General features: G+C 37.8%; 26 protein-coding genes. 17 read left to right on the forward strand and 9 right to left on the reverse strand.

The window, feature by feature from the left end; all coding sequences use genetic code 11:
• Positions 1–26 precede the first annotated feature (26 nt).
• Genes ffh through BLT95_RS12755 form a run of 3 tightly spaced genes read left to right on the forward strand, consistent with a single transcriptional unit; the run spans position 27 to position 2,695 of the window.
• Positions 27–1,355: a signal recognition particle protein gene (ffh, locus tag BLT95_RS12745; RefSeq protein WP_089666531.1), complete on the forward strand. Its 1,329-nt coding sequence runs from the start codon at positions 27–29 to the stop codon at positions 1,353–1,355.
• A gap of 38 nt (positions 1,356–1,393) precedes the next feature.
• The gene (locus BLT95_RS12750) at positions 1,394–1,765 is read left to right on the forward strand and encodes a four helix bundle protein (RefSeq protein WP_089666532.1); all 372 of its coding nucleotides are present in this window, start codon (positions 1,394–1,396) and stop codon (positions 1,763–1,765) included.
• 27 nt (positions 1,766–1,792) lie between these two features.
• Positions 1,793–2,695, forward strand: a complete 903-nt coding sequence (locus BLT95_RS12755) for a bifunctional 5,10-methylenetetrahydrofolate dehydrogenase/5,10-methenyltetrahydrofolate cyclohydrolase (protein ID WP_089666533.1) — start codon at positions 1,793–1,795, stop codon at positions 2,693–2,695.
• A 32-nt stretch (positions 2,696–2,727) separates the two neighbouring features.
• On the opposite strand, the gene BLT95_RS12760 is transcribed toward BLT95_RS12755, so the two are convergent.
• The 4 genes from BLT95_RS12760 to rluF form a co-directional block, all read right to left on the reverse strand.
• Positions 2,728–3,141, reverse strand: coding sequence for a YkvA family protein (locus BLT95_RS12760; RefSeq protein WP_089666534.1), 414 nt, complete (start codon positions 3,139–3,141; stop codon positions 2,728–2,730).
• A 16-nt stretch (positions 3,142–3,157) separates the two neighbouring features.
• Positions 3,158–4,177 carry an AI-2E family transporter gene (locus BLT95_RS12765; protein WP_089666535.1) on the reverse strand — a complete coding sequence of 340 codons (1,020 nt, stop codon included), beginning with the start codon at positions 4,175–4,177 and terminating at the stop codon, positions 3,158–3,160.
• A gap of 33 nt (positions 4,178–4,210) precedes the next feature.
• A complete protein-coding gene (locus BLT95_RS12770) occupies positions 4,211–4,633 on the reverse strand; it encodes a VOC family protein (RefSeq protein WP_089666536.1) in 423 nt (140 codons plus the stop codon).
• Positions 4,634–4,746: 113 nt separating this feature from the next.
• The gene (rluF, locus tag BLT95_RS12775; protein WP_089666537.1) at positions 4,747–5,547 is read right to left on the reverse strand and encodes a 23S rRNA pseudouridine(2604) synthase RluF; all 801 of its coding nucleotides are present in this window, start codon (positions 5,545–5,547) and stop codon (positions 4,747–4,749) included.
• A gap of 134 nt (positions 5,548–5,681) precedes the next feature.
• On the opposite strand from rluF, the gene BLT95_RS12780 reads away from it, so the two are divergent.
• From BLT95_RS12780 to dnaG, 4 genes are all read left to right on the forward strand, one after another.
• On the forward strand, positions 5,682–6,245 hold the full coding sequence (locus tag BLT95_RS12780) for an RNA polymerase sigma factor (protein ID WP_172822616.1): 564 nt from the start codon (positions 5,682–5,684) through the stop codon (positions 6,243–6,245).
• Complete coding sequence (locus BLT95_RS12785; protein ID WP_089666538.1) at positions 6,232–7,002, forward strand: hypothetical protein; 771 nt, start codon at positions 6,232–6,234, stop codon at positions 7,000–7,002. The genes BLT95_RS12780 and BLT95_RS12785 overlap by 14 nt, the downstream gene beginning before the upstream one ends.
• 103 nt (positions 7,003–7,105) lie before the next feature.
• Positions 7,106–8,152: a hypothetical protein gene (locus tag BLT95_RS12790; protein ID WP_089666539.1), complete on the forward strand. Its 1,047-nt coding sequence runs from the start codon at positions 7,106–7,108 to the stop codon at positions 8,150–8,152.
• A gap of 99 nt (positions 8,153–8,251) precedes the next feature.
• Entirely contained in the window at positions 8,252–10,207 is a 1,956-nt protein-coding gene (gene dnaG, locus BLT95_RS12795; protein ID WP_089666540.1) for a DNA primase, read from the forward strand.
• On the opposite strand, the gene BLT95_RS12800 is transcribed toward dnaG, so the two are convergent.
• Both BLT95_RS12800 and nadE read right to left on the reverse strand, forming a co-directional pair.
• A complete protein-coding gene (locus BLT95_RS12800; RefSeq protein WP_089666541.1) occupies positions 10,200–10,838 on the reverse strand; it encodes a response regulator transcription factor in 639 nt (212 codons plus the stop codon). The two genes, dnaG and BLT95_RS12800, sit on opposite strands and share 8 nt — an antisense overlap.
• A gap of 114 nt (positions 10,839–10,952) precedes the next feature.
• Positions 10,953–11,744 carry an NAD(+) synthase gene (nadE, locus tag BLT95_RS12805; RefSeq protein ID WP_089666542.1) on the reverse strand — a complete coding sequence of 264 codons (792 nt, stop codon included), beginning with the start codon at positions 11,742–11,744 and terminating at the stop codon, positions 10,953–10,955.
• A 106-nt stretch (positions 11,745–11,850) separates the two neighbouring features.
• Here nadE and gldB point away from each other — a divergent pair, with 106 nt between their 5' ends.
• Genes gldB through BLT95_RS12820 form a run of 3 tightly spaced genes read left to right on the forward strand, consistent with a single transcriptional unit; the run spans position 11,851 to position 13,508 of the window.
• Complete coding sequence (gldB, locus tag BLT95_RS12810; protein WP_089666543.1) at positions 11,851–12,810, forward strand: gliding motility lipoprotein GldB; 960 nt, start codon at positions 11,851–11,853, stop codon at positions 12,808–12,810.
• Positions 12,810–13,148, forward strand: a complete 339-nt coding sequence (gene gldC / locus BLT95_RS12815) for a gliding motility protein GldC (RefSeq protein ID WP_089666544.1) — start codon at positions 12,810–12,812, stop codon at positions 13,146–13,148. Before gldB ends, gldC begins: the two co-directional genes overlap by 1 nt.
• Complete coding sequence (locus BLT95_RS12820) at positions 13,149–13,508, forward strand: GTPase (protein WP_089666545.1); 360 nt, start codon at positions 13,149–13,151, stop codon at positions 13,506–13,508. It abuts the gene before it with no gap.
• On the opposite strand, the gene BLT95_RS12825 is transcribed toward BLT95_RS12820, so the two are convergent.
• The 3 genes from BLT95_RS12825 to BLT95_RS12835 form a co-directional block, all read right to left on the reverse strand.
• On the reverse strand, positions 13,505–14,206 hold the full coding sequence (locus tag BLT95_RS12825) for a hypothetical protein (RefSeq protein ID WP_089666546.1): 702 nt from the start codon (positions 14,204–14,206) through the stop codon (positions 13,505–13,507). The two genes, BLT95_RS12820 and BLT95_RS12825, sit on opposite strands and share 4 nt — an antisense overlap.
• Positions 14,207–14,341: 135 nt before the next feature.
• Positions 14,342–14,950, reverse strand: a complete 609-nt coding sequence (yihA, locus tag BLT95_RS12830) for a ribosome biogenesis GTP-binding protein YihA/YsxC (RefSeq protein ID WP_089666547.1) — start codon at positions 14,948–14,950, stop codon at positions 14,342–14,344.
• A 10-nt stretch (positions 14,951–14,960) separates the two neighbouring features.
• On the reverse strand, positions 14,961–15,725 hold the full coding sequence (locus BLT95_RS12835) for an alpha/beta hydrolase (protein ID WP_089666548.1): 765 nt from the start codon (positions 15,723–15,725) through the stop codon (positions 14,961–14,963).
• Between the two features lie 290 nt (positions 15,726–16,015).
• Here BLT95_RS12835 and mraZ point away from each other — a divergent pair, with 290 nt between their 5' ends.
• Genes mraZ through murD form a run of 7 tightly spaced genes read left to right on the forward strand, consistent with a single transcriptional unit; the run spans position 16,016 to position 23,734 of the window.
• The gene (mraZ, locus tag BLT95_RS12840; protein WP_089666549.1) at positions 16,016–16,483 is read left to right on the forward strand and encodes a division/cell wall cluster transcriptional repressor MraZ; all 468 of its coding nucleotides are present in this window, start codon (positions 16,016–16,018) and stop codon (positions 16,481–16,483) included.
• The gene (gene rsmH, locus BLT95_RS12845) at positions 16,470–17,366 is read left to right on the forward strand and encodes a 16S rRNA (cytosine(1402)-N(4))-methyltransferase RsmH (protein ID WP_089666926.1); all 897 of its coding nucleotides are present in this window, start codon (positions 16,470–16,472) and stop codon (positions 17,364–17,366) included. The genes mraZ and rsmH overlap by 14 nt, the downstream gene beginning before the upstream one ends.
• Positions 17,367–17,372: 6 nt before the next feature.
• Complete coding sequence (locus BLT95_RS12850) at positions 17,373–17,690, forward strand: FtsL-like putative cell division protein (RefSeq protein ID WP_089666550.1); 318 nt, start codon at positions 17,373–17,375, stop codon at positions 17,688–17,690.
• Positions 17,691–17,696: 6 nt separating this feature from the next.
• Entirely contained in the window at positions 17,697–19,688 is a 1,992-nt protein-coding gene (locus BLT95_RS12855; protein ID WP_089666551.1) for a penicillin-binding protein, read from the forward strand.
• Entirely contained in the window at positions 19,688–21,154 is a 1,467-nt protein-coding gene (locus BLT95_RS12860) for a UDP-N-acetylmuramoyl-L-alanyl-D-glutamate--2,6-diaminopimelate ligase (protein ID WP_089666552.1), read from the forward strand. Before BLT95_RS12855 ends, BLT95_RS12860 begins: the two co-directional genes overlap by 1 nt.
• Complete coding sequence (gene mraY / locus BLT95_RS12865) at positions 21,154–22,386, forward strand: phospho-N-acetylmuramoyl-pentapeptide-transferase (RefSeq protein WP_089666553.1); 1,233 nt, start codon at positions 21,154–21,156, stop codon at positions 22,384–22,386. The genes BLT95_RS12860 and mraY overlap by 1 nt, the downstream gene beginning before the upstream one ends.
• Positions 22,387–22,396: 10 nt before the next feature.
• Positions 22,397–23,734, forward strand: coding sequence for a UDP-N-acetylmuramoyl-L-alanine--D-glutamate ligase (gene murD, locus BLT95_RS12870; protein WP_089666554.1), 1,338 nt, complete (start codon positions 22,397–22,399; stop codon positions 23,732–23,734).
• Positions 23,735–23,778 lie beyond the last annotated feature (44 nt).

Consider the following 23,778-nt stretch of genomic DNA (forward strand, 5'->3'; position numbering starts at 1 on the left):
ACAAGAATAAAATCACAGGAAAGATTATGTTTGATAATTTAAGCGATAAGTTAGATAGTGCCTTTCACGTCCTGAAAGGACATGGGCAGATAACAGAAATAAATGTTGCGGAAAGTCTTAAAGAGGTAAGACGAGCCTTAGTAGATGCCGATGTAAACTATAAAATAGCCAAGGAATTTACCAATACGGTAAAAGAAAGGGCTCTTGGTCAGGATGTTTTAACAACATTAAAGCCGGGACAGTTGATGGTGAAGCTCGTCAAAGATGAGTTGACCCAGCTGATGGGTGGAGAAGCTGAAGGTATTAATCTTTCTGGAGATCCTTCTGTGATTTTAATGTCTGGTTTACAGGGGAGTGGTAAAACTACGTTTTCTGGTAAACTGGCGAATTTCTTAAAGAACAAGAAGACAAAGAAACCACTCTTGGTTGCCTGTGATGTATATCGTCCAGCAGCGATCAATCAGCTCCACGTAGTTGGAGAGCAGGTTGGCGTTGAGGTTTATTCAGATGAAGGAAATCAGGATCCCGTGGCGATCTCTAAAGATGCTATTGCTTACGCAAAAGAAAATGGTCATAATGTAGTAATCATTGATACCGCGGGTAGACTTGCAGTAGATGAGGCGATGATGACCGAAATTTCCAATATTCATCAGGCGATTCAGCCACAGGAAACACTTTTTGTGGTAGATTCCATGACTGGTCAGGACGCAGTAAATACTGCAAAGACCTTTAACGAAAGGTTGAATTTCGATGGAGTTATTCTTACCAAGTTAGATGGTGATACTCGTGGGGGTGCCGCTATTTCAATTAAATCGGTTGTAAATAAACCAATTAAATTCATCGGTACCGGTGAAAAAATGGATGCGATCGATATTTTCTATCCTTCTCGTATGGCCGACAGAATCCTGGGAATGGGAGATGTTGTGTCACTTGTAGAAAGAGCTCAGGAACAATATGATGAAGAGGAAGCGAGAAAACTTCAGAAGAAGATCGCAAAGAATGCTTTCGGTTTTGATGATTTCTTAAATCAGCTTCAACAGATCAAGAAAATGGGATCTATGAAAGATCTTATGGGGATGATCCCAGGAGCCGGGAAAATGCTGAAAGATGTAGATATCGATGATGATGCCTTTAAAGGAATTGAAGCTATTATTCATTCTATGACTCCTGGAGAAAGAAGCGAGCCAAAGGTGATCAACGCCAGTAGAAAGAAAAGAATTGCCAAAGGATCTGGAACTACCGTTCAGGAAGTGAATCAGTTATTGAAGCAGTTCAACCAGATGGGTAAAATGATGAAGATGATGCAAGGTGGTGGTGGCCGAAAAATGATGCAAATGATGAAGGGGATGCAATAAGATCTAGTTCACAGTAAATTAGTTGACAGTTTGCAGTTATGAGTTTTAAAACTTTATTGGCATATCAAAAAGCGTTTGACTTAGCTATGCAAATTTTTAAAATATCTAAAGGATTTCCAGTAGAAGAGAGGTTTGCTCTTACATCGCAAATTGTAAGATCTTCTAGGGCAGTTTGTGCTACAATTGCTGAAGCATATAGGAAAAGAGATTATATAAAGCATTATAAAAGCAAGTTGACTGATGCTGATAGTGAGAATGCAGAAACCCAGCTATGGATAGATTTTGCTCTTGCTTGCAATTATATTTCAGAAGAAGAATCTATTAGTTTAAATTCTCAGAATGATGAAATTGGTAGACTAATCAATTACATGATTAATAACCCAGGCAAATTTGGAGTACGAGACTGCTAACTGCCCACTAAAAACTGAATACTGAATATGACAATTCTCGACGGTAAAAAGATCAGTAATGACATCAAGGATGAAATCGCTGCCGAAGTTACCAAAATCAAGAAACGTGGAGAAAAAGTTCCTCATCTGGCTGCAATTATTGTAGGGAAAGATGGAGCTAGTATGACCTACGTGAATTCTAAAGTAAAGGCCTGTGAAAGAGTAGGTTTTGAATCCTCACTTTACAGACTTCCGCATACCGTGAATGAACTGGAATTACTGGATAAGATCGAAGAGTTGAACCAGAATGATGACATCGATGGTTTTATCGTTCAATTGCCTTTACCTCCTCAAATAAATACTCAAAAGGTACTGAATGCAGTAGATCCCGATAAGGATGTAGATGGATTTCATCCCACTAATTTCGGGAAAATGGCGTTGGATATGACCAGTTTTATCCCTGCGACACCCTTTGGAATTTTAGAACTTTTAGAGCGTTATGATATTCCTACCAAAGGAAAACATACCGTAGTGATTGGGAGAAGTTATATCGTAGGACGGCCTATGAGTATTTTAATGGGAAGAAGTGGATTTCCTGGAAATTCTACTGTTACCTTAACACATGAATTTACCAAGAATATTACTCAGGTAACATCTCAGGCAGATATTATCATTATAGCTGTTGGAATCCCTGATTTTCTAAAAGGTGAGATGATCAAGGATGATGCTGTAATCATCGATGTTGGAATTACCCGTGTTCCAGATGATAATACTGAAAAAGGATACGTCATTAAAGGAGATGTAGATTTCGAGAATGTAAGTAAACGTGCCTCTTACATAACACCAGTTCCTGGTGGCGTGGGACCAATGACGGTCTCGATGTTATTGAAGAATACTTTACTGGCCAGAGAAAGACATAAACATAGAGCTTCAGAAGCTTTGAAGAAATAAAAAGAGGGAGTTTTTAACTCCCTCTTTTTATTTTATAAAGCGCCACTTGTATCGCCGTGCTCCAATTTCCAGTCCAGATAACTATGAATATCTGTTTGTATAAATCTCAGGCCAAAAGTGATGATAGCCATATCATCTATATATCCGAGCCCCGGGATAAAATCTGGAATAATATCTAAAGGATTAAGCACGTATAAAAAGGAGAACGCAATGGTGGCAATTGTAAACCACGGCACTTTGGTATAAATACCTTTTCTGTAATCTTTAAGCATTCCATACATCACTTTAGCTAGCTCTGCATACTTCTGAAGTACTCCCGAGTTATTAATCTTTTCATCAACCTCTTCTTTACTATTCATAGCGATGGTAACATCGTCATTGTCAATTTTCGTGATTTCAGATTTCACATAGTCTTCTTCTATTTCTTTTTTCCATTTTCCGAACATATCTTTTTATTTTTTGTTATAACCTGTGGTGTGAATTCCCATATTCTTTCTTGTAAATCTTCAGAATTAGAAGAAACAAAGAGATTAATAATGGGCCGAATATCAGTCCTATAAACCCGAAAAGAGGGACTCCTACAATAACCCCGAAAAGTGTTATTAGAGGATGAACGCTCGCAAGTTTTTCGAGCACATATAGGCGTATAATATTATCTGTAGAGCCTACTACTACAAAACCGTAAATAAGTAACGCGATGGCCTGGAAATCATTTCCCTGAGCAAATAACAAGATGCATGCAGGTAAAATTCCTATTGCAGTCCCTATAAAAGGGATCATAGAGCCAATTGCCGTAATTACGAACCAGAAAAACGGATCTGGGACACCAAATATTAAAAAACCGATCAGAGCAATAATTCCCTGAACGATCGCAACCAGTGGGATCCCTAGTGCATTTGATTTTACCAGTTGATTGCTTTCTTCTCCAATGATCCTAAGATTATCTTTGCCTAATGGAATATAAGTGATCATAGAATCCCGCATAGATTGACGATTGGTCAACATATAATATAGCATGAAGTACATAATACCAATAGCTATAATTGCATTAAAAGTGCCTCCCGCTAAATTTTGAAGATTGGAAGATACCCAATTAGTAATGGAGGTCGTGTCTATACTTGAGCTGATGCTAAATCCAATTTCTGCTTCAATATTATTTAACTGATCTTTTAGTGCTTTTAGTACTCTTTCAGAATTTGCAACAGCTTTTCCTATTTTGGAAGTTAGCATAATCGCAATTAGGGTAACGGGAATAAGGATCCCTACAAAAGAACCAGCCATAAGAAGAGAAGCCGCTAATGGTGGTCGCCAGCCTCTATTAACTAATTTCTTCATCCAGCCCTTTAATATCACGTATAAGGTTACCGCCCCCAGAACTCCAGAGAGATATGGCAAAGTTTCTCTTACAATTAAGACCGTTAAAAAAAGCACGAGTAGCAGGACAAAAATTTGTCTGACTAAGGATGGTTTAAGTCTATCCATTTTTTGGCTGGTTGGTTTGTAAACTTAAAAAAACTATACGGCAAAAAGCTGATCCATATTTTTGAAAGCTTTGAATTCTAAAGCATTTCCGCAGGGATCCTTAAAAAACATCGTTGCTTGTTCGCCCGGCTTTCCTTCAAATCGAATATAGGGTTCTATCACAAAATCAACATTTTTACTCTTTAATAACTTCGCAAATTCCTGAAATACATCCCATTGTAATACAACACCAAAATGTGGTACCGGTACCTCTTTTCCATCTACAGGATTTGATGTTGCGGCCTTAGTTTCTTGAGGATCCTGGTAATGAATCACCAGTTGATGACCAAAGAAGTTGAAATCAACCCAATGATCGCTACTGCGACCTTCGCCACAACCAAGGGTCTCTTTATAGAATTTTCTACATTTCTGAAGGTCGGAAACAGGGATGGCAAGGTGAAATGGTTGTACTTTCATGCTGTAAATATTAATTCTGGACACTATTAAAGATAAGATAATCGATCTTATTCAAGAATCTAAAATTAACAAGAACTATGTACAAATACTCAAGCTTACGAGCTAATTCTCTGTTAAGATTTAGACTTGCGAGGTCTTTTCCCTTTTCGTGAAGTTGGTTTAATAGGAGTTTCAATTTTAGAACCTTCTTCAGTTTTGGTAGATTCACCGGTTAGACCATTAATGGTTTTTAATTCATCTGGAGTTAAATCCCGCCATTGTCCTACAGGTATATCAAGAGAAACATTCATGATTCGTACTCTTTTCAGGGCGGTAACTTCATAGTCTAAATATTCACACATTCGGCGAATTTGCCGGTTTAGTCCCTGAGTTAAGATAATTCTGAAGGAATGATGACCAAGCTTTTCTACTTCGCAGTCCCGGGTTACCGTATCCAGGATGGGAATTCCCGACGACATTTTTTTTATGAAATCTGAAGTGATCGGTTTATTCACAGAAACTACGTATTCCTTTTCATGATTGTTCCTGGCCCGAAGAATTTTATTCACAATATCACCATCGTTGGTCAGAAAAATAAGGCCTTCACTAGGTTTGTCAAGTCGGCCAATAGGGAAAATTCGTTTAGGATAATTTATGTAATCTATAATATTGTCCTTTTCCACCCGGGTATCGGTGGTGCAAACGATACCAACAGGTTTGTTGAAAGCGATGTACACATTAGGTTCTTTCAGTTCTTCTTTGGAAACAGGTTTGCCGTCTACTTTTACAAGATCGCCCGGAGTTACTTTAGTTCCCATTTCGGGAACCTTGTCGTTAATGGTAATCCTGCCCTGATCTATAAGTTTATCGGCTGCTCTTCTGGAGCAATAACCTAACTGACTTAAATACTTGTTGATGCGTACTTCTTCTGCCATAAAATCTATTCTCCTGCAAAGATACGGGATAAGAATTTTAGGACCGAAACTGAAAAAAGATAAAATTTTCAAAACCTCAGGCAACCTTTTGTAACTTTCACACGTCTATATAAATAGAAGACCTTGTGAAAATGGTGAAAGTTATACAGCTTTTTAAAAATGAATCCTCTTTGATCAAAAGAGCATCCTCGGGAAATCGAGATGCGCAGCAAAGAATTTATGAGATTCATGCACCAAAGATGCTAAGCATTTGCAGACAGTATATCAAGGATATACATCATGCTGAGGACGCAATGCTGAATGGGTTTTTTAAGGTATTCTCACATCTGAAGGATTTTAAGGAAGAAGGTAGTTTTGAAGGTTGGATACGAAAGATCATGGTTCGAGAATCCATTTCTTTCTTAAGACAGCATAAGAAACTGGAATTTCAGGAAGACCTTGGGCAGGAAACGCCAGAGGTTTTCAATAATATAAAATCTGAAATGGATGTGGCCGATATTCAGGCTTTAATAGACGCATTGCCCGAGGGTTATAAAATGGTGTTTGTTCTGTATGCGGTGGAAGGTTACAAGCATTCTGAAATAGCAAAAATGCTTGACATAAATGAGGGGACTTCGAAATCCCAGTTATTTAAAGCACGAAAAATGCTTCAGGAAAAATTAAAAACAAATAATTCATCAGTTTATGGCACCAATTAAATTTGAAGAACATATAAAAGAGAAGCTGGATGAAAGAGAAATTCAGCCTTCAGCAGAAAGCTGGGAAAAATTAGATTCCAGACTAAATAGGCCTGAAAAAAGCTCCGGAAGAAAAGTCTGGATCCCATCTATTGCTGCGATCATGCTACTTTTAATTGCCAGCCTGTTGTTTGTTAATCAGCAAGAGCAGAAATCAGCTCCAGTGGTAGAAACTCCTGCGGAGGAAAAAATTCAGAAGAAATCCAAAGAAAGTCAGTTCGAAGAGCCGATAGAATTAGCTTCCGAAGAAACTAGTATTGACGCTCGTTCAGAAAGTGAGAAAATAGTTCGTAATACCGCTGAAAAATTTGTGAATCCACAGAGGAATCAGAGCGCACCAAAAACAACGCTAGCCTCAAATCCTGTTCAAAAACGAGATGTTCTAATGCCTGTTTCCATCGAAAATATTTCCGAGGAGGTGGTGGTAGAAGTCGATCTATCTTTAAAAGTACAGGAGCTTCTGGCGAGTATTTCTAAAGCTGAAAAAAAATCTGGCAAAAGAATTACAGAAAGTGAAGTTGATGCATTACTTGCAGAAGCAGTAAAGGAAATAAGTAAAAATACTCCTGAAAAGTATTCCGGAAATTTTGTAGATGCAGAAAATCTTTTAGCCGACGTGGAATATGATGTAGATCAATCTTTTAGAAAAGAAGTATTCGAATTTCTGAAAGAAGAATTCAAAAAAGCAAGAACAGCAGTTGCAACCCGAAACGATTAATTAATAAACTTAATATTCATCATCCCGAAAGGGTCATTCATCAATCATTTTGATAAGGAGGGCTTTTGCCTGAATTTGATAAAACTAAAAACTATCCAAGATCATGAAAACAATCATTATTTACCTCACACTAGCATTATTTTCCCTGATAGCCCCTACAGGTTATAGCCAGGAAACCGAAAATTTACCTCAGGAGAAAAATTCGGAGAGGATATTTGAAAAGAAAAAACAAGAGATAATTTCAGAAGAAAAGGAAAAGCTGAAAGCCAAGGTAGAGATGTACAATGCGCAATTAGAAAACAAAGTGATTACGCAGGATGAAGCAGAAAGGTTAAAGAAAGAAGCAGCAGTCTTACATGCTAAGAATATAGAAAATCGACTGGCTATTCTTGAAAATGAGTTTGAACTAAAGGAACGCAATGAAGGAGATGGTAACATGGTTTCCATCGAATTGGGGGCCGATGGAAAAGTTCTGAAGGTAAACTCTACCGAAAGGGACAGAAAATATGATAACAGAACCACCAGCGATCTTGTTCTGGCTGCAGGTTTTAATAATGCACTTTCTGATGGGCAGTCTTTAAATGATTCTGACTTTAAAATTGGAGGCAGCCGTTTCTTTGAAATTGGATGGGCATGGAAAACGAGGGTTTTCGATAATTCTAACTGGTTAAGACTTAAATATGGTTTTTCATTCCAGTTTAACGGATTGAAACCTACAGATAATCGATATTTCGTAGAAGATGGTGCCCTTACCGAGCTTCAGGAATTTGAATATGATCTGGATAAGTCAAAATTCAGAATGGATAACCTTGTAGTTCCCGTGCATTTTGAGTTCGGGCCTTCTACCAAAACTGAAACTTCTAAAACTATTCGCTATAATGCCGACGGAAAAATAAAATTAGGTCTTGGGGGATATGCCGGTTTTAATATTGGAGAACGTCAAAAGTTGAAATATAAGATTGACGGTGACAAACAAAAAGATAAGCTAAAGGGAGGGTACAATACGAATGATTTTGTCTACGGGCTTAGTGGATACCTGGGCTGGGGAGGCGCTACCCTTTATGCTAAATACGACCTGAATCCTATATTTCAAGACCCAAATATAGAACTACATAATTTTTCTCTGGGTCTTAGGTTTGATGTTGATTAATTAGCCAATATAGTTTAGTTTTGCAGGGCTTTAAATTTGATAAATCATTTTTAAAGCCCTTTCTTTTTTAGTAATTTCCGAATAAATATTCTCACTGAATTGATCTCTAGAACTACCATAGATAATGTATTTGAAACCGCCCGGGTAGAGGAGGTAATTGGTGATTTTGTTCAGTTAAAGAGGTCTGGGAGTAATTTGAAAGGATTAAGTCCTTTTACCGATGAGCGTTCTCCCAGTTTTATGGTTTCTCCTGTGAAGCAGATCTGGAAAGATTTCAGTAGTGGTAAAGGAGGAAATGTGGTGGCTTTCTTGATGGAACATGAGCATTTCAATTACCCTGAAGCCATTAAATACCTCGCTAAGAAATACGGGATAGAGATCGAGGAAACGGAGCAAAGCGATGAACAGAAGGAACAGGCGAATGAGAGGGAAAGCATGTACCTCGTTTCAGAATATGCAAATGAGTTCTTTCAGAAGAGAATGCATGAAACCGATGAAGGAAAAGCTATTGGTTTAAGCTATTTTAAGGAACGTGGTTTTACTTCTGAAACTATTAAAAAGTTCGATCTTGGTTATTCTCCTGATGATTGGGAGGTATTCACTAAAACGGCTCTTGAAGATGGTTACAAGCTGGAATATCTTGAGAAAACGGGCCTCACCATTGTAAAGGAAGATAAACGATTTGACAGGTTTAAAGGACGGGTAATGTTCCCAATCCACTCCATGTCTGGCCGGGTACTGGGTTTTGGAGGTAGAATTCTTTCAAACACTAAAAAAGCTGCAAAATATCTCAACTCTCCAGAGAGTGATATTTATCATAAAAGCAAAGTCCTTTACGGAATATACTATGCAAAGCAGGCAATCGCCAAGGAAGATAATTGCTACCTGGTAGAAGGATATACTGATGTGATCCAGTTTCATCAAAGTGGAATTGAGAATACTGTTTCATCTTCAGGAACTGCATTAACCCCAGAGCAGATTAGACTTATTAACAGGTTAACAAAGAATATCACTGTACTTTTTGATGGGGATGCTGCGGGAACCAGGGCTTCTCTGCGCGGGATAGATCTTATACTGGAGCAGGGGATGAATGTGAAAGTTTGTCCGTTTCCGGAGGGCGAAGACCCTGATAGTTTTGCCCGGTCTAATTCAGAAGATGAATTACGTGAATTCCTGGAAGAGAATTCTTATGATTTCATTACCTACAAGGCTTCCTTGCTTATGGATGAAGCTAAGAACGATCCGGTTAAAAAAGCAGGCCTCATCAGGGATATGGTGAATAGTATTGCTAAAATTCCTGATAATATCCAGCGGGAAGTTTATTTACAGGAATGCTCCAGGATCATGGATATTTCTGAAGATGTGCTCTATGCTACACTGGCTCAGATCGAAAATAAAGGTTCCGGTTCTTCCAGCCAGCCCAAGAAAAAGAAAATGGAGGTGGTCAAGGAAGAGTCGGCTGCCAAAACCAAAGTAGATCCTTTATACGAACTGGAAAGAAAGATCATTAGTCTTCTTGTTCTTTATGGACGGGAAGAAGGTGAATTTCACGATATGCTCTTAAAACAAAATGATCAGGGCGAAATGATCTATGAGTCAGAAATTCAGGAATCAAAAGTATTTGAGAAGATATTTTTAGATCTTCAGGAAGATGAGATAGAATTTACGAATGAAGATTTTAAAAAATTATTTCTACTTCTTATAGAAAAATTGAATAGCGAAGATGAGTTTGGGGTAGAGATGATCATTAACGATATTGAAGAATCTCAGGCAATAAAGTTAACAGATATCCTTATGGAGGAAGAGCAGTACGAATTGCACGATTGGGATAGACATGATATTCCTGTAAAAACGAAAGATCAGGGGATTTCTCAATATGTGACACAAACAATTCTCTCCCTTAGAAGGCACCTGGTTGGTAGAAAGATAAGCGAACTTCTGGAAGAAATGAAAGAGGTTGATTCTGAGATCGATAGAACTGAAAAGATTCAGGAAATAATGAGCTATACCAGCTTAAGTACTATTATATCTGACAGACTAGGCCGGGTTATGTAGTATTTAGTTGAAGTAGTCTTGATTGTGTAATAAGATCTGCAACATTGTCTACCTTTAATTTCTTCAGCAATCTTGTTTTATAGGTGCTTACTGTTTTCTCGTTAATATCCAGCGCTTCGGCGATATCTTTATTCCTCTTACCTGAGGAAAGTAAATTTAATACCTCAGTTTCTCTTGTAGAAAGCTTCTTGAATTTTGTAATTAAACTCTTACCTCTTGAGATGCCAGAGTTTAATTTTTCTGTAATATTCCTGTTTAGGTAAATTCCTCCACGGGCAACCTGGTAAATTGCTTTCTCTAAGGTTTCGTTGTCTGTATGTTTAGAAATATAACCAGCGGCTCCTGCCTTGATGGCACTTAAGGCATACATCTCTTCTGGGTGCGAACTAAAAATTAAGGTTTTAACCTCTGGAAATTCCTGTTTTATACGCCTAATAGCGTTGATCCCGTTAATTTGGGGAAGATCTAATTCTACGATCAAGACGTCTGGTGCATCTTTTTCTAACTGGTTAAAAAGCTGGGTTCCGCTTCCTACTCTTCCAGTTACCTGTAATGCCGGATTGTTTTGAAGTATACATTTTACACCCTCCAGAATGATGGGGTGGTGATCTGCAATTAATACTCGATACATGATTTTAAGTTAAAAACAAGTCCGGGGGTAACTCGTTGAGTTTAGTTTTGTTAACCTAAAATAATGCTTTGCCTTTTTATAAAGTGAAAGAGCTGTAGTTATTCGATAAGATGTCTATTTCTTTAGATGAACGGGTATTTCACATACCGGAATAGGAACCATTTTGTGTCTGTTGGCAGTGTTAAGCCTTTGATAAATATTAAAAACCTCTCGCTGTCTTCCTTCAAAATCCTGAGCAGTTTTTCCCTCTTCCATGCTTTTCATCGCCCATTCGAGTTCATCATAAGAAGCTCCTAGCTGATCTTCATCGCTTCTGCTGTCGCCAAATAATCCATCGGTAGGAGCGGCAAGCATGATTTCTTCAATAATATTTAAATAATTGCCCAATTCGTAAACTTCACTTTTTAGAAGATCGGCTATAGGGCTAAGATCTACACCTCCGTCACCATATTTAGTGTAAAATCCTACACCAAAATCCTCTACTTTATTTCCTGTGCCTGCAACCAGGTACTTGTGAAGTCCTGCAAAGTAATATAACGTGGTCATTCGTAATCTTGCTCTGGAATTGGCTAGGGCCAGGTCTAGAGAAGAGGTTTCCCTGTGTTGGGGCATACCGTCTTTGAACTGATCAAAAACAGGGGTAAGGTTAACTTCAAGGGTACTTACATTAGCAAAATTATGCTGTAACTCAGAGATGTGTTTTCTAGCTCTGCTTATTTGGTTTTTGCCTTGATGAATGGGCATTTCAAGGGAAAGAGTAGGTAAACCCGTTTTTGCGCATAATGTTGAAGTCACTGCAGAGTCAATTCCGCCGCTAACACCTATTACAAACCCATTCATATTGGCTTTTGTAGCATAATCTTTAAGCCAGTTTATAATGTGGTCAGCTACTTTTTCGATCGGCATAATATTGGGTGATTAAATTTGTAAATAATACCTTTGCCCAACAAATCTAACACTTAAAGCCAATTTTTAAAAGGGACGGGCGTTAAAGCCTTCATAATAGAGAACTATGCTGAAGAAATTATGGTTTTTACTGCTATTTGCAAGTCTGTTTTCCTGTAATAATAATTCTGAAACCGAGGCTAAGATTGAAAAGATCGATGCAGATTTTGAATTGATTCGATTTGATCAAAAATTTTCCCAGGCTACAGAAGCAAATCTCCCAGAACTTAAATCTCAATATCCTTTCCTTTTTCCGGAACAATACCCAGATAGTGTCTGGATACAGAAGTTAAACGATAGTATTCAGGTGGAAATTAATGCTGAGGTAAACAAAGCCTACCCTCAGTTTACAGAGGAAAAAGATGATCTGCATGCCCTTTTTCAGCATGTGAAATATTATTTTCCAGATTTTCAGGTGCCAGATGTAGTTACGGTGACTTCAGAAGTAGACTATAAAAATAAGATTATTTATACCGGTGAATACATGTTTGTCTCCCTCGATACGTACCTGGGAGAAGATCATAAATTTTACGTAGGCTTACAGGAATATTTGAAGAAAAATTTCAGGAAAAATCAGATTGTTCCCGATGCTGCAGGGGAGATCGCTATGAAATATGTTCCAAAAGCGGAGTCCCGAACTTTTTTAGCGCATATGTTGTACTATGGAAAGATTTTGTATTTAAAGGATAGGTTTATTCCATTTAGAAGTGAAGAAGAAAAAATAGGATATACAACTGCAGAGTTTGAATGGGCTCAGGCTAATGAAGACCAAATATGGAGGTATTTTATAGAGAATGAACTTATCTACGATACAGATTCTCAATTATATACCAGGTTTTTGTATCCTGCACCTTTTTCTAAGTTTTATCTCCAGCTCGATGCGGAATCCCCGGCAAGATTAGGGCAATATATAGGCTGGAACATTGTTCGCGCTTACATGGATAAAAACGATGTTTCCATCAATAAAATGCTGAATACATCAGCTGAAGAAATTTTTAATAAAGCAAAATACAAACCCAAAAAATAATGTCTCAATTCAAAAAGTCTGAAATAAATATAGAAGTGGTTACAGATGAAAATCATGTGCCTGAAAATATCACCTGGAGTGCTCAGGATGGTAATATACACAAAGAAGAAGCAAAAGCTTTGATGCTATCAGTTTGGGATAGTAAAGATCAGGAAACGTTGAGAATAGATCTTTGGACTAAAGAAATGCCGGTAGACGAAATGAAAAAGTTCTTCCATCAAACTTTAGTATCTATGAGTGACACCTATTTTAGAGCGACTCAGGATGACAAGATGCGCGATACCATGAAAGATTTTTGCGATTACTTTGCTGAAAAGACAGAGATCAAGAAGAGTTAATTGGAAAAGCTCATTTTTGTATATAATTCTGATTCTGGTAAATTGAATGCTATTATGGGTTCACTTCATAAAGTGGTGAATCCATCTACTTATTCCTGCAAATTATGTGAGCTTACCTATGGCACATTTCACGAACGAACAGCCTGGAAAAAATTTAGAGAAAACCTTGATTTGGAAACCGAGTTTCTTCATAAGGATGAATTTCAGAAGTTATATGCTTCAAAATTTGGTCATAAGTTTGAGTTCCCTGTTATTTTGGTGCAAACTAATAAGGGCATCGAGGTGCTAATTTCCAATAAAGAATTTTCAGAGATCAATAATTTGGAGGTTTTAATCAAAACCATAAAAAGACATCTTTAAGGGAAAAACAAATTCCAATTATGTTTGTCCAAATGTTGTACAAATCCCGAAGCAGCATTTTCACCGTTTCGAATCAGTGTTTCTCCATTCGATTTTATTAAAGCGTAAGATCCGTTGCATGTGGGGTGTTTAAAGATGCTGTTTCTAAAAAAATTATGTTTGTCTAGAAAAAAATATTCTTCCTTAGGTGAAGATGTGTTAGAGAGTTTGATTCCTCCCTCAAAGAAAACTAGAAATATGACGTTTGGATAATTTTTTTCGATGTACTCCACCCAGGGTTGCATCCAGTTTTTTCGCTCCAGGACCCTTTTCTTATCCCAGGTGTTCATCTCTTTCACCTCTAATCCATAAGTACATAAATCATTTAAGTAGTTATAGTTTATGAGAAAAATGGTAGTGTCACTTATTTTTCTATTGGTAACTGACTCAATTTGCTTTTTTATTAGTTGGTACTTTACCTCATAAGTATAATATTCATAATTATGAAGTTGTGCGACCCTACCACTATCTTTATCATAGTAATCCCATCTGGAAAAGCTTTGATCTCTATCTCGCCAGCTTTCTAAGAATTTATTTTTTCTTATACTATCTCCATCCTTATCTTGATAATATTTTGGTTTTTGGAGATGTAAGGGGGTATTGCAGGAATAAAAAAATAGAGTGATTATATAAATGAAAAATATTTCGTTTAATTTCATAAATGATAAAAAAGTAGCTAATGGTAGGGCAAGCAGAATAATTTCTAGCTCCTAAATTAAAAGAAAAGTATCAAATTCCAAAAATACCCTAAGAATGCGACAAACGGATTTTTTATTAGTATATAAAAGTGTTTGCTAAATATAGGTTTTTAGCTGGCCGTTTACGCTATCTATATACTCCAGGATATCTTCCTGTCCCAGTTTTGAAGTTGCCGAAGTAATGAAATACTCGGGTATTTCTTCCCAACTCTCTAGCATTTCAGCTTTATAGTTCTCAATATTTTTTTCGAGTACTTTGTCTTTTAGCTTATCTGCTTTTGTGAAAATGATGCAAAAAGGAATATTGTGGGTGCCCAGCCATTGCATAAATTCCATATCTATAGGTTGAGGTTTATGCCTGGAATCTATTAACACAAAAGCGCAGATCATTTGCTCCCTTTTTTCAAAATAAGCAGTGATAAATTTTTGAAAGACTTTTTTAGTAGATTTTGAAACCTGGGCATAACCATAACCCGGTAGATCTACTAAATGCCAGTTATTATTGATCAAAAAATGATTGATCAATTGGGTCTTTCCAGGTTTTGCTGAAGTTTTTGCAAGAGCCTTTCTGCCTGTAAGCATGTTGATTAAGGAAGACTTTCCAACATTACTCCTGCCAATAAAAGCATATTCTGGCAGTGTGCTGTTAGGGCACTGATCAACTTTGGAGTTGCTCACTACAAATTCAGCAGTCTTAATTTTCATAAAAATTATTTTAGATCTCTCGCTGTTTTAGCCAGTCATGAAATACCTGGTTGAATTCTTCCGGATGCTCCATCATGGCAGCATGGCCACATTTGTCTATCCAGTAAAGATCTGAATCTGGTAAAAGACGTTGAAAATCTTCAGCGACTTCAGGCGGCGTTACCGTGTCATTTTCACCCCAGATAATACAGGTAGGTGTCTTCATGTTTGGAAGATCCTTTGCCATATTATGACGAATGGCGCTTTTTGCAATAGCCAGGGTTTTAACCAGTTTATTACGGTCGCTTACGGTATTATAAACTTCATCCACGATCTCTTTTGTAGCAACTTCAGGATCGTAAAAAACAGCTTCCGCTTTCTTTTTGATAAAATCGTAGTCACCACGTCTGGGGTAACTTTCTCCCATGGCATTTTCATAAAGACCGGAACTCCCGGTGATAACAAGTGCCTGGACTACCTCAGGAAACATTTTTGTTGCTAATAGCGCAATATGACCTCCTAGTGAATTACCAAGAAGGATCACATTATCATATCCTTTAAAATCAATAAATTCTTTTAAGTATTTAGCAAATGTCCCTACACTGGTTTTTAAAAGTGACATCGAGTAAAGTGGCAATTCCGGGATTAGAACTTTGTATCCCTTTTCCGGAAAATAATTAACTACACCATCAAAATTACTGAGCCCGCCCATAAGTCCGTGAAGAATAACAATCGGTGTTCCTTCGCCTTTTTCAAGATATGTGAATTTCCCCTCCTGCCTTAAGTGATCTTTCATTGATAGCCTTTGCGGTTAGCAATCGCAAATATAGCGATTTCGATACAAGTATAATCATTTTTGAGCAACTGCAAAGGCTTTTCTGCGATGTGGGAAAATTATAATCACCATGTTTTTTTAACCAAATTTCTCCCGTTTTATCATCGATTTTCAAATTCCTGAATCCTAAGTAAATAGCTCTATTTAAAAGGTTTTCAAATACATACGGTGGTAAAACTTATCAACATTGTGGTAAAAAGTGGTAAATTGTGGTAATATTTTCAATATATTTGGCTCTATAAAGCTTAACCGTGATAAATTTAATTGGGACATACGAATGTAAAGTCGATGCGAAAGGCCGATTGATGGTGCCTTCAGCATTGAAAAAGCAATTGGCTCCCATGATGCAGGAAGGTTTTGTGATTAAAAGAGCAGTTTTTCAAAACTGTCTGGAGCTTTACCCGATGGAAGAGTGGAATGTGTTGATGAAAAAAATGAACGGGTTAAACAGGTTCAAGAAAAAAAACAATGATTTTATAAGAAGGTTTACTGCCGGGGTGAAAACTGTTGAGGTTGACACCAACGGCAGATTGTTAATTCCTAAAGATCTGGTTGGTTTTGCCGGAATTGAGAAAGAGATCGTTCTTTCTTCAGCAATTAACATTGTAGAGATTTGGGATAAAGATAAGTATGAACAAACCCTTGATGCTTCTTCAGATGATTTCGCAGATCTGGCTGAAGAGGTGATGGGAAATGATGATTTTGATGAAATATCATAATCCGGTTCTTTTAAAAGAGTCTGTTGATGGTCTTGAAATAAAACCTGACGGAGTCTATGTGGATGTGACTTTTGGAGGTGGGGGTCATTCTAAAGCGATTTTAGAACAACTTGGGTCTGAAGGAAAGCTTTATGCTTTTGATCAGGATAAGGACGCTCTCGAAAATAAGATAGACGATGATCGGTTTACACTTATTAATGAAAACTTCAGATTTCTAAAGCGTTTTTTGAGATTTTATGGTGTAAAGAAGGTTGATGGGATTCTTGGTGATTTTGGGGTTTCCTCCCATCAGTTCAATGAAGCTGAAAGAGGGTTTTCTACCAGATTCGATGCGAAACTGGACATGAGGATGAACCAGGGAGATAAGTTGAGTGCCTATGAGGTGATCAATGAATATGAAGAAGAGCAATTGAAAAAAATGTTCTACGCATATGCAGACCTTAAGAATGCTCCTAAACTGGCCAGGACGATTGTTTCAGAAAGAAAAAACAATCCAATCGAAACCAGTGAACAGTTAAATGAGTTATTGAAGCCTTTGTTGTTTAAAGGGAAAGAAAATAAGATCCTGGCGCAGATCTATCAGGCGATACGAATAGAGGTGAATCAGGAAATTGAAGTTCTTAAAGAGTTTTTGCTGCAGACCGAAGCGATTTTGAAGCCGGGCGGAAGGCTCAGTTTGATCTCTTATCATTCATTGGAAGATAGATTAGTAAAAAGGTATATAAGGAGTGGTTTGTTTGAAGGGGAGCCTGAGAAAGATATGTATGGAAATATTTCAGTCCCATTTAAAAAAGTAAACGGATTGATAATTCCGTCAAAAGAAGAAATCAAAGCGAATAACAGGGCCAGAAGTGCCAAATTAAGGGTGGCAAGAAAGTTATAAAAGACAATGAAAAAAGGTTTTTACAACATACTGAAAGCGAATTTTCTTATCAGTGAAGATGCTGTAAAAAACTGGCGTTTTATTGTTTTCTGTACGGTGCTGGCTATAGTGATGATCGCGAGTTCACATAGTGCAGAACAGAAAGTTCATCAAATAGCGAGATTGAATAATGAAGTGAGAGAGTTAAGAAGTGAATTTGTTGAAAGACGTTCAGATCTTATGAAAATTAAGATGGAGTCTACCATTACTGAAAAAATGGTAGAAAAAGGGATAGGGCCTTCAGAAACCCCACCCAATAAAATAAGAGTGATAATAAAAGATTAACCTGCAATGGCTACAACCGAAAAAAGCATCCTGAATCGCATGTATTTCGTGGCTGGCTGTCTGCTTGTTTTTGCGATAGCCGTAGGTTTCAAGTTGCTCGATATTCAGTTTGCCCATGGCGATTATTATAAAGAGCTCGCTGAAGAGCGTACTTTAAAAAATTTCAAAATTCCGGCAAATCGTGGTAATCTATACGATGTCAATGGAAATCTTCTCGCAACATCGGTACCTAAGTATGATATACGTTTTGATGCGGTAACGGTTTCAGATAAGAATTTCGAAGAGAATATTGGTCAGCTTTCAGAAAAGCTTTCAAAAATGTTGGGTCGTTCAGCTTCTTACTATTCTCAAAAATTAAGAACTGCAAGAGCCAATAAACAACGTTATGTTCTCATCGCTAAAAACCTGGGTTATTCAGAATACATGAAGATCAAATCTTTTCCTATGTTCAATCTTGGAGCTTATAAAGGTGGGATGATCACAGAGCAAAGCACGGTTAGGGAGCACCCTCTGGGAAAAATGGGAGAGAGAACGGTAGGTTATGAGAGAAGGGATGAGAATGGATATTTTACCAGGGTTGGTCTGGAAGGAGCTTTCAGTAATTATTTAAGGGGGACCGACGGTAGAAGACTTAAGCAAAAGATCGCCAAAGGACAGTGGAAACCTATTAGTGATAATAATGAAATGGAGCCTAAAGATGGGTATGACGTGGTGTCTACTATAGATGTGAATATTCAGGATATTGCTCATCACTCATTACTTCGTCAACTGGAATATTTTGAAGCAGAACATGGCACCGTAGTGGTTATGGAAACTGCTACCGGGGAAATCAAGGCTATGTCTAATTTGGGAAGAACCAAGGAAGGTACCTATTTTGAAAAGCGGAACTATGCTGTTTATGAAGCCCATGAGCCTGGCTCAACTTTCAAGTTAATGGCAATGGTTGCTGCACTTGAAGATAAGGTGATAGATACCAGTGAGGTCATTGATACTGAAAATGGAGTGGTGAGATTTTATGGAAGGCCAGTTAGAGATTCCCGTCATGGTGGTTACGGAGAAATTTCTGCTGCGAAAGCATTTGAAGTTTCATCAAATACAGCATTTACAAAAATGATCACGGAAGGTTATAAGAATAATCCTTCGAAATTTGTTGATCGACTTTATTCAATGGGACTTAACCAGAAAATTGGTCTTGAAATAAAAGGTGAGGGATCCCCCCGAATTCCTCACCCTCAAGACAAAAGCTGGAATGGTTTGAGCCTGCCCTGGATGGCATTTGGTTACGGTGTGTCTATCACGCCTCTGCAAACACTAACCTTTTATAATGCCATTGCCAACGATGGCGAGATGATCAAGCCAAGATTTATTAAAGAAGTAAAAGATCGTGATAAGCCAGTTATTACTATGGATAAGCAGGTAATGAATCCTGCTATTTGTTCTGTGGAAACAGCAAAGAAGGTACGGGCGATGATGAAGAAAACAGTGGAACGTGGTACAGCGGCGAATATCTATACAGAAAACTTTTCCATGGCTGGCAAAACCGGAACCTGTCAAACTGAATACTGGATAGAACCGGGAAGATACATCGCATCTTTTGCTGGATATTTCCCAGCTGAAAATCCCAAATACTCCTGCATTGTTGTAATTCATAAACCAAATAGGAGAAAAGGTTACTACGGGAATATTGTAGCAGCTCCTGTTTTTAAAGATATCGCACGAAAGATCTATACAGATACACCAGTGATGGATGAACTGGAGTCGCTGGAGGTAAACGATGACAAGGTAAAGACAGATTTTGAAAAATATTACGCGCAGATACAGGATGAAAAACTCTTGATGCCAGATGTTACCGGGATGCCCGCAATGGATGCGATCTCGATTCTGGAAAATCTTGGATTGGAAGTAAGATTTAATGGAAAGGGAGTGGTAAAACGGCAATCTGTATCTGCAGGTCAAAAACTAAAGAATAAACAAACTGTAAAACTGGAATTGAGTTAATGAGCGTTCTAAAAGATATACTCTATAAAGTGAATATGAAATCGGTTACCGGGGATACCGGTGTGACCATTAATAATATTCATTTTGATTCCAGGAAGGTGCAGCTGAATGATGTATTTATCGCTATTAGAGGTGCAGTCTCTGATGGTCATGATTTTATTAGAAATGCTGAAGATCAGGGAGCGCTTGCTATAGTATGTGAACAAATTCCTGAAGACATAATCAATGGGGTTACCTATATAGAGGTTGAAGATACAAAAAAGGCTCTGGCCTATATATCAGCTAATTTCTACGATAATCCGTCAGAAAAATTAAAACTGGTTGGCGTAACAGGTACCAATGGAAAAACTACCATTGCTACCTTGTTATATGATCTTTTTACCAAAGCAGGCTTTAAATGCGGATTGCTTTCTACAGTAAAGGTGATGGTTGGGAATGATGAACATTCGGCTATTAGAACTACACCTGATTCTATCACTATCAATGCATATTTAAAAGATATGAATGATGCAGGTGTGGAATTTTGCTTTATGGAAGTGAGTTCTCATGGTATAGATCAGCATAGAACCACAGCATTAAAATTTGAAGGCGGAATTTTCACCAATCTCTCCCATGATCATTTAGATTATCATAAAGATTTTGCAGAGTATCGCGATGTCAAAAAACGTTTTTTCGATGAGCTTTCCTCTTCTGCATTTGCATTGACCAATGCAGATGATAAGAACGGTGCAGTAATGCTTCAGAATACGAAAGCTAAAAAACATACCTATGCTTTAAAGTCTTATGCAGATTTTAAGGCCCAGATCCTGGAAAATAATTTCACTGGTTTACTGCTGAAAATTGATGATCAGGAATTATGGACAAAACTCATAGGGAATTTTAACGCTTATAATGTTCTGGCGATCTACGCTACGGCAGATCTTCTGGGATTAAAAACTTTAGAGATACTTAGAATTATAAGTGAGCTTAATGCTGTAAATGGCAGGTTTCAGTATGTTATTTCTAAAAAAGAAAAGATCACGGCTATAGTTGACTATGCTCATACTCCGGATGCTTTGAAAAATGTACTGGAAACGATCAATAGCATTAGAACCAGGAATGAAGAGCTTATTACTGTTGTTGGCTGTGGTGGAGATAGAGATAGCACTAAAAGACCAAAAATGGGCCATATCGCTTCAGCTTTAAGCACCAAGGTGATTTTTACCAGTGATAATCCAAGAACTGAAGATCCTGAAAAAATTATTACTGAAGTGGAGGCTGGAGTAGAACCTCAGAATTTTAAAAAAACAATAAGTGTTACCAATAGAAAGCAGGCGATTAAAACAGCTTGCCAGATGGCGGGAGCAAACGATATAATCTTAATTGCCGGGAAAGGCCATGAGACCTACCAGGAAGTTAACGGAGAGCGAATAGATTTTGACGACCTCAGGATCGTGAAAGAATTTTTAAAACAACTGGAGAAATAATGCTGTATTACTTATTTCAATTTCTAGAAGAACAGTATCAGTTGCCGGGAGCGCAGTTGTTTGAATTCCTGTCGTTCAGATCGGCGATGGCGATCATTTTATCGCTGGGAATCTCTACGATTTATGGTAAGAGAATTATTAATTACCTGAGAGCTAAACAAATTGGAGAAAGTGTACGGGATCTTGGATTAAAAGGTCAGACTGAGAAGGCCGGAACTCCAACGATGGGAGGTGTGATCATCATCATTTCAACATTAATTCCGGTGCTGCTTTTCGCGAAACTGGAAAATATATATGTTATTCTTTTAATTGTTACCACCCTTTGGATGGGAGCTATTGGATTTCTGGATGATTATATCAAAACTTTTAAAAAGGACAAGGAAGGCTTAAAAGGAATTTTTAAGGTGATCGGTCAGATTGGGTTAGGATTGATCGTAGGTTGTACCATGTATTTTCATCCGCAAATCACCACCAAAGAAGTGGTCACAGATACCAGTCCTACTGAAAATGTGATTGCCCGTGCTGAAGTGGTAGATATGGGGCCGGAAGTTAAGGATACTACGACTACTATTCCTTTCGTGAAAAACAACGAATTTGAATATTCAAGCCTGATAAGCTGGATTAATCCGTCACTGGTCAATTATGCCTGGCTGATTTTTATCCCCATAGTAATATTTATCGTAACCGCGGTTTCTAATGGAGCAAATCTTACCGATGGGATTGATGGACTTGCCGCAGGTTCTTCGGCCATAATAGTATTAACGCTGGGTCTTTTCGCCTGGGTTTCAGGTAACATTATTTTCTCTGATTACCTGAATATCATGTATATACCTCGTTCTGGCGAGATGACCATTTTTATCACCGCTTTTGCAGGTGCCTTAGTCGGGTTTTTATGGTACAACACATTTCCGGCGCAGGTTTTTATGGGAGATACCGGAAGTTTGACCATTGGTGGGATTATAGCAGTTCTGGCCATTGCAACAAGAAAAGAATTATTGATCCCGCTTTTATGCGGAATCTTTTTGATAGAAAACCTTTCGGTAGTGATGCAGGTAGGATGGTTCAAGTTCACTAAAAGAAAATATGGTGAAGGAAGAAGGATTTTCCTCATGTCCCCATTGCACCATCATTATCAGAAGAAAGGGAAACATGAGAGCAAGATTGTAGTAAGGTTCTGGATTGTTGGGATCTTCCTGGCAATTCTAACTATAGTAACGCTAAAAGTTCGCTAAGCTGATAACTGTGAGTAAGAAGATAGTCATACTAGGTGGTGGAGAAAGCGGAATTGGAACCGCGATCCTGGCGAAGAAAAATGGATATGATGTTTTTCTTTCTGATCAAGGAACGATCAAGGATAAATACAAAGAAGTTCTTAAACATATTGAGATCGAATGGGAAGATGAAAAGCATACGGAATCGAAGATTTTTGATGCAGATGTGGTAATGAAAAGTCCTGGGATTCCTGATACTGTGCCAATGATAAAACAGTTGAGGGAAAAAGGAATTTCTGTGATTTCTGAAATAGAATTCGCATCCAGGTTTTCTGAAGTCCCGGTAATTGGAATTACCGGTAGTAATGGAAAAACCACTGTGACTAATCTTGTGCAACACGTATTAAATGAAGCTAAAGTTGATTCGCTAATGGGTGGGAATATCGGGAATAGCTACGCCAAGATGGTAGCCGATGAAAAACCCGATTGGTTTGTGCTGGAACTAAGCAGTTTTCAGCTGGACGGAATTGAAAAATTCAGACCACATATCGCGATTTTAACCAATATCACTCCAGATCATCTGGACAGGTATGATTATAAACTGGAAAATTATATCGCCTCAAAATTTAGAATTGCTAAAAATCAGACGGAGGAAGATTTTTTCATCTATGATGCAGATGATCAAAATATTACTGAGTGGTTGAAAGAACATCCTGTAAAATCTCAAAAACTACCATTTTCAATAGAAAACAAGTTTGAAAATGGTGCTTATATAGAAAATGAAAATATTGTTGTAACAATTAATAACACCAAATTTACTATGCCAACATCAGAGCTTGCCCTTCAGGGCAAACATAATGCTAAAAATGCCATGGCCGCTTCCATGGTTTCTCAATTACTTCGTATTAGAAAACAGACCATACGTGAAAGTATGGCCAATTTTCAGGGTGTGGAACATCGTCTTGAAAAAGTGCTGAAGATAAATAATGTGCTTTATATCAACGATTCAAAAGCAACTAATATAAATGCGACTTTTTACGCACTGGAAAGCATGGAATCTGAGACTGTCTGGATTCTTGGGGGTGTAGACAAGGGAAATGTCTATGATGATTTACTTCCCCTGGTAAACGAAAAAGTAAAGGCCATTATTTGCCTTGGGGTTGATAATGCTAAGATTGTAAATGCTTTTGGAAATATCGTAGATACAATGGTAGAAACAACTTCAATGAACGAAGCTGTTCAAATGGCATACAGACTGGCTGATAAGGGTGACAATGTATTGCTTTCACCGGCATGTGCCAGCTTCGATTTATTCGAAAATTACGAAGACAGGGGAAGACAATTTAAAGAAGCAGTTAGGAACTTGTAATACGTCATCCTGAACTTGTTTCAGGATATTGTTTTGATAGAAGC

The organism is Gramella sp. MAR_2010_147 (genome assembly GCF_900105135.1).
GTDB lineage: Bacteria > Bacteroidota > Bacteroidia > Flavobacteriales > Flavobacteriaceae > Christiangramia.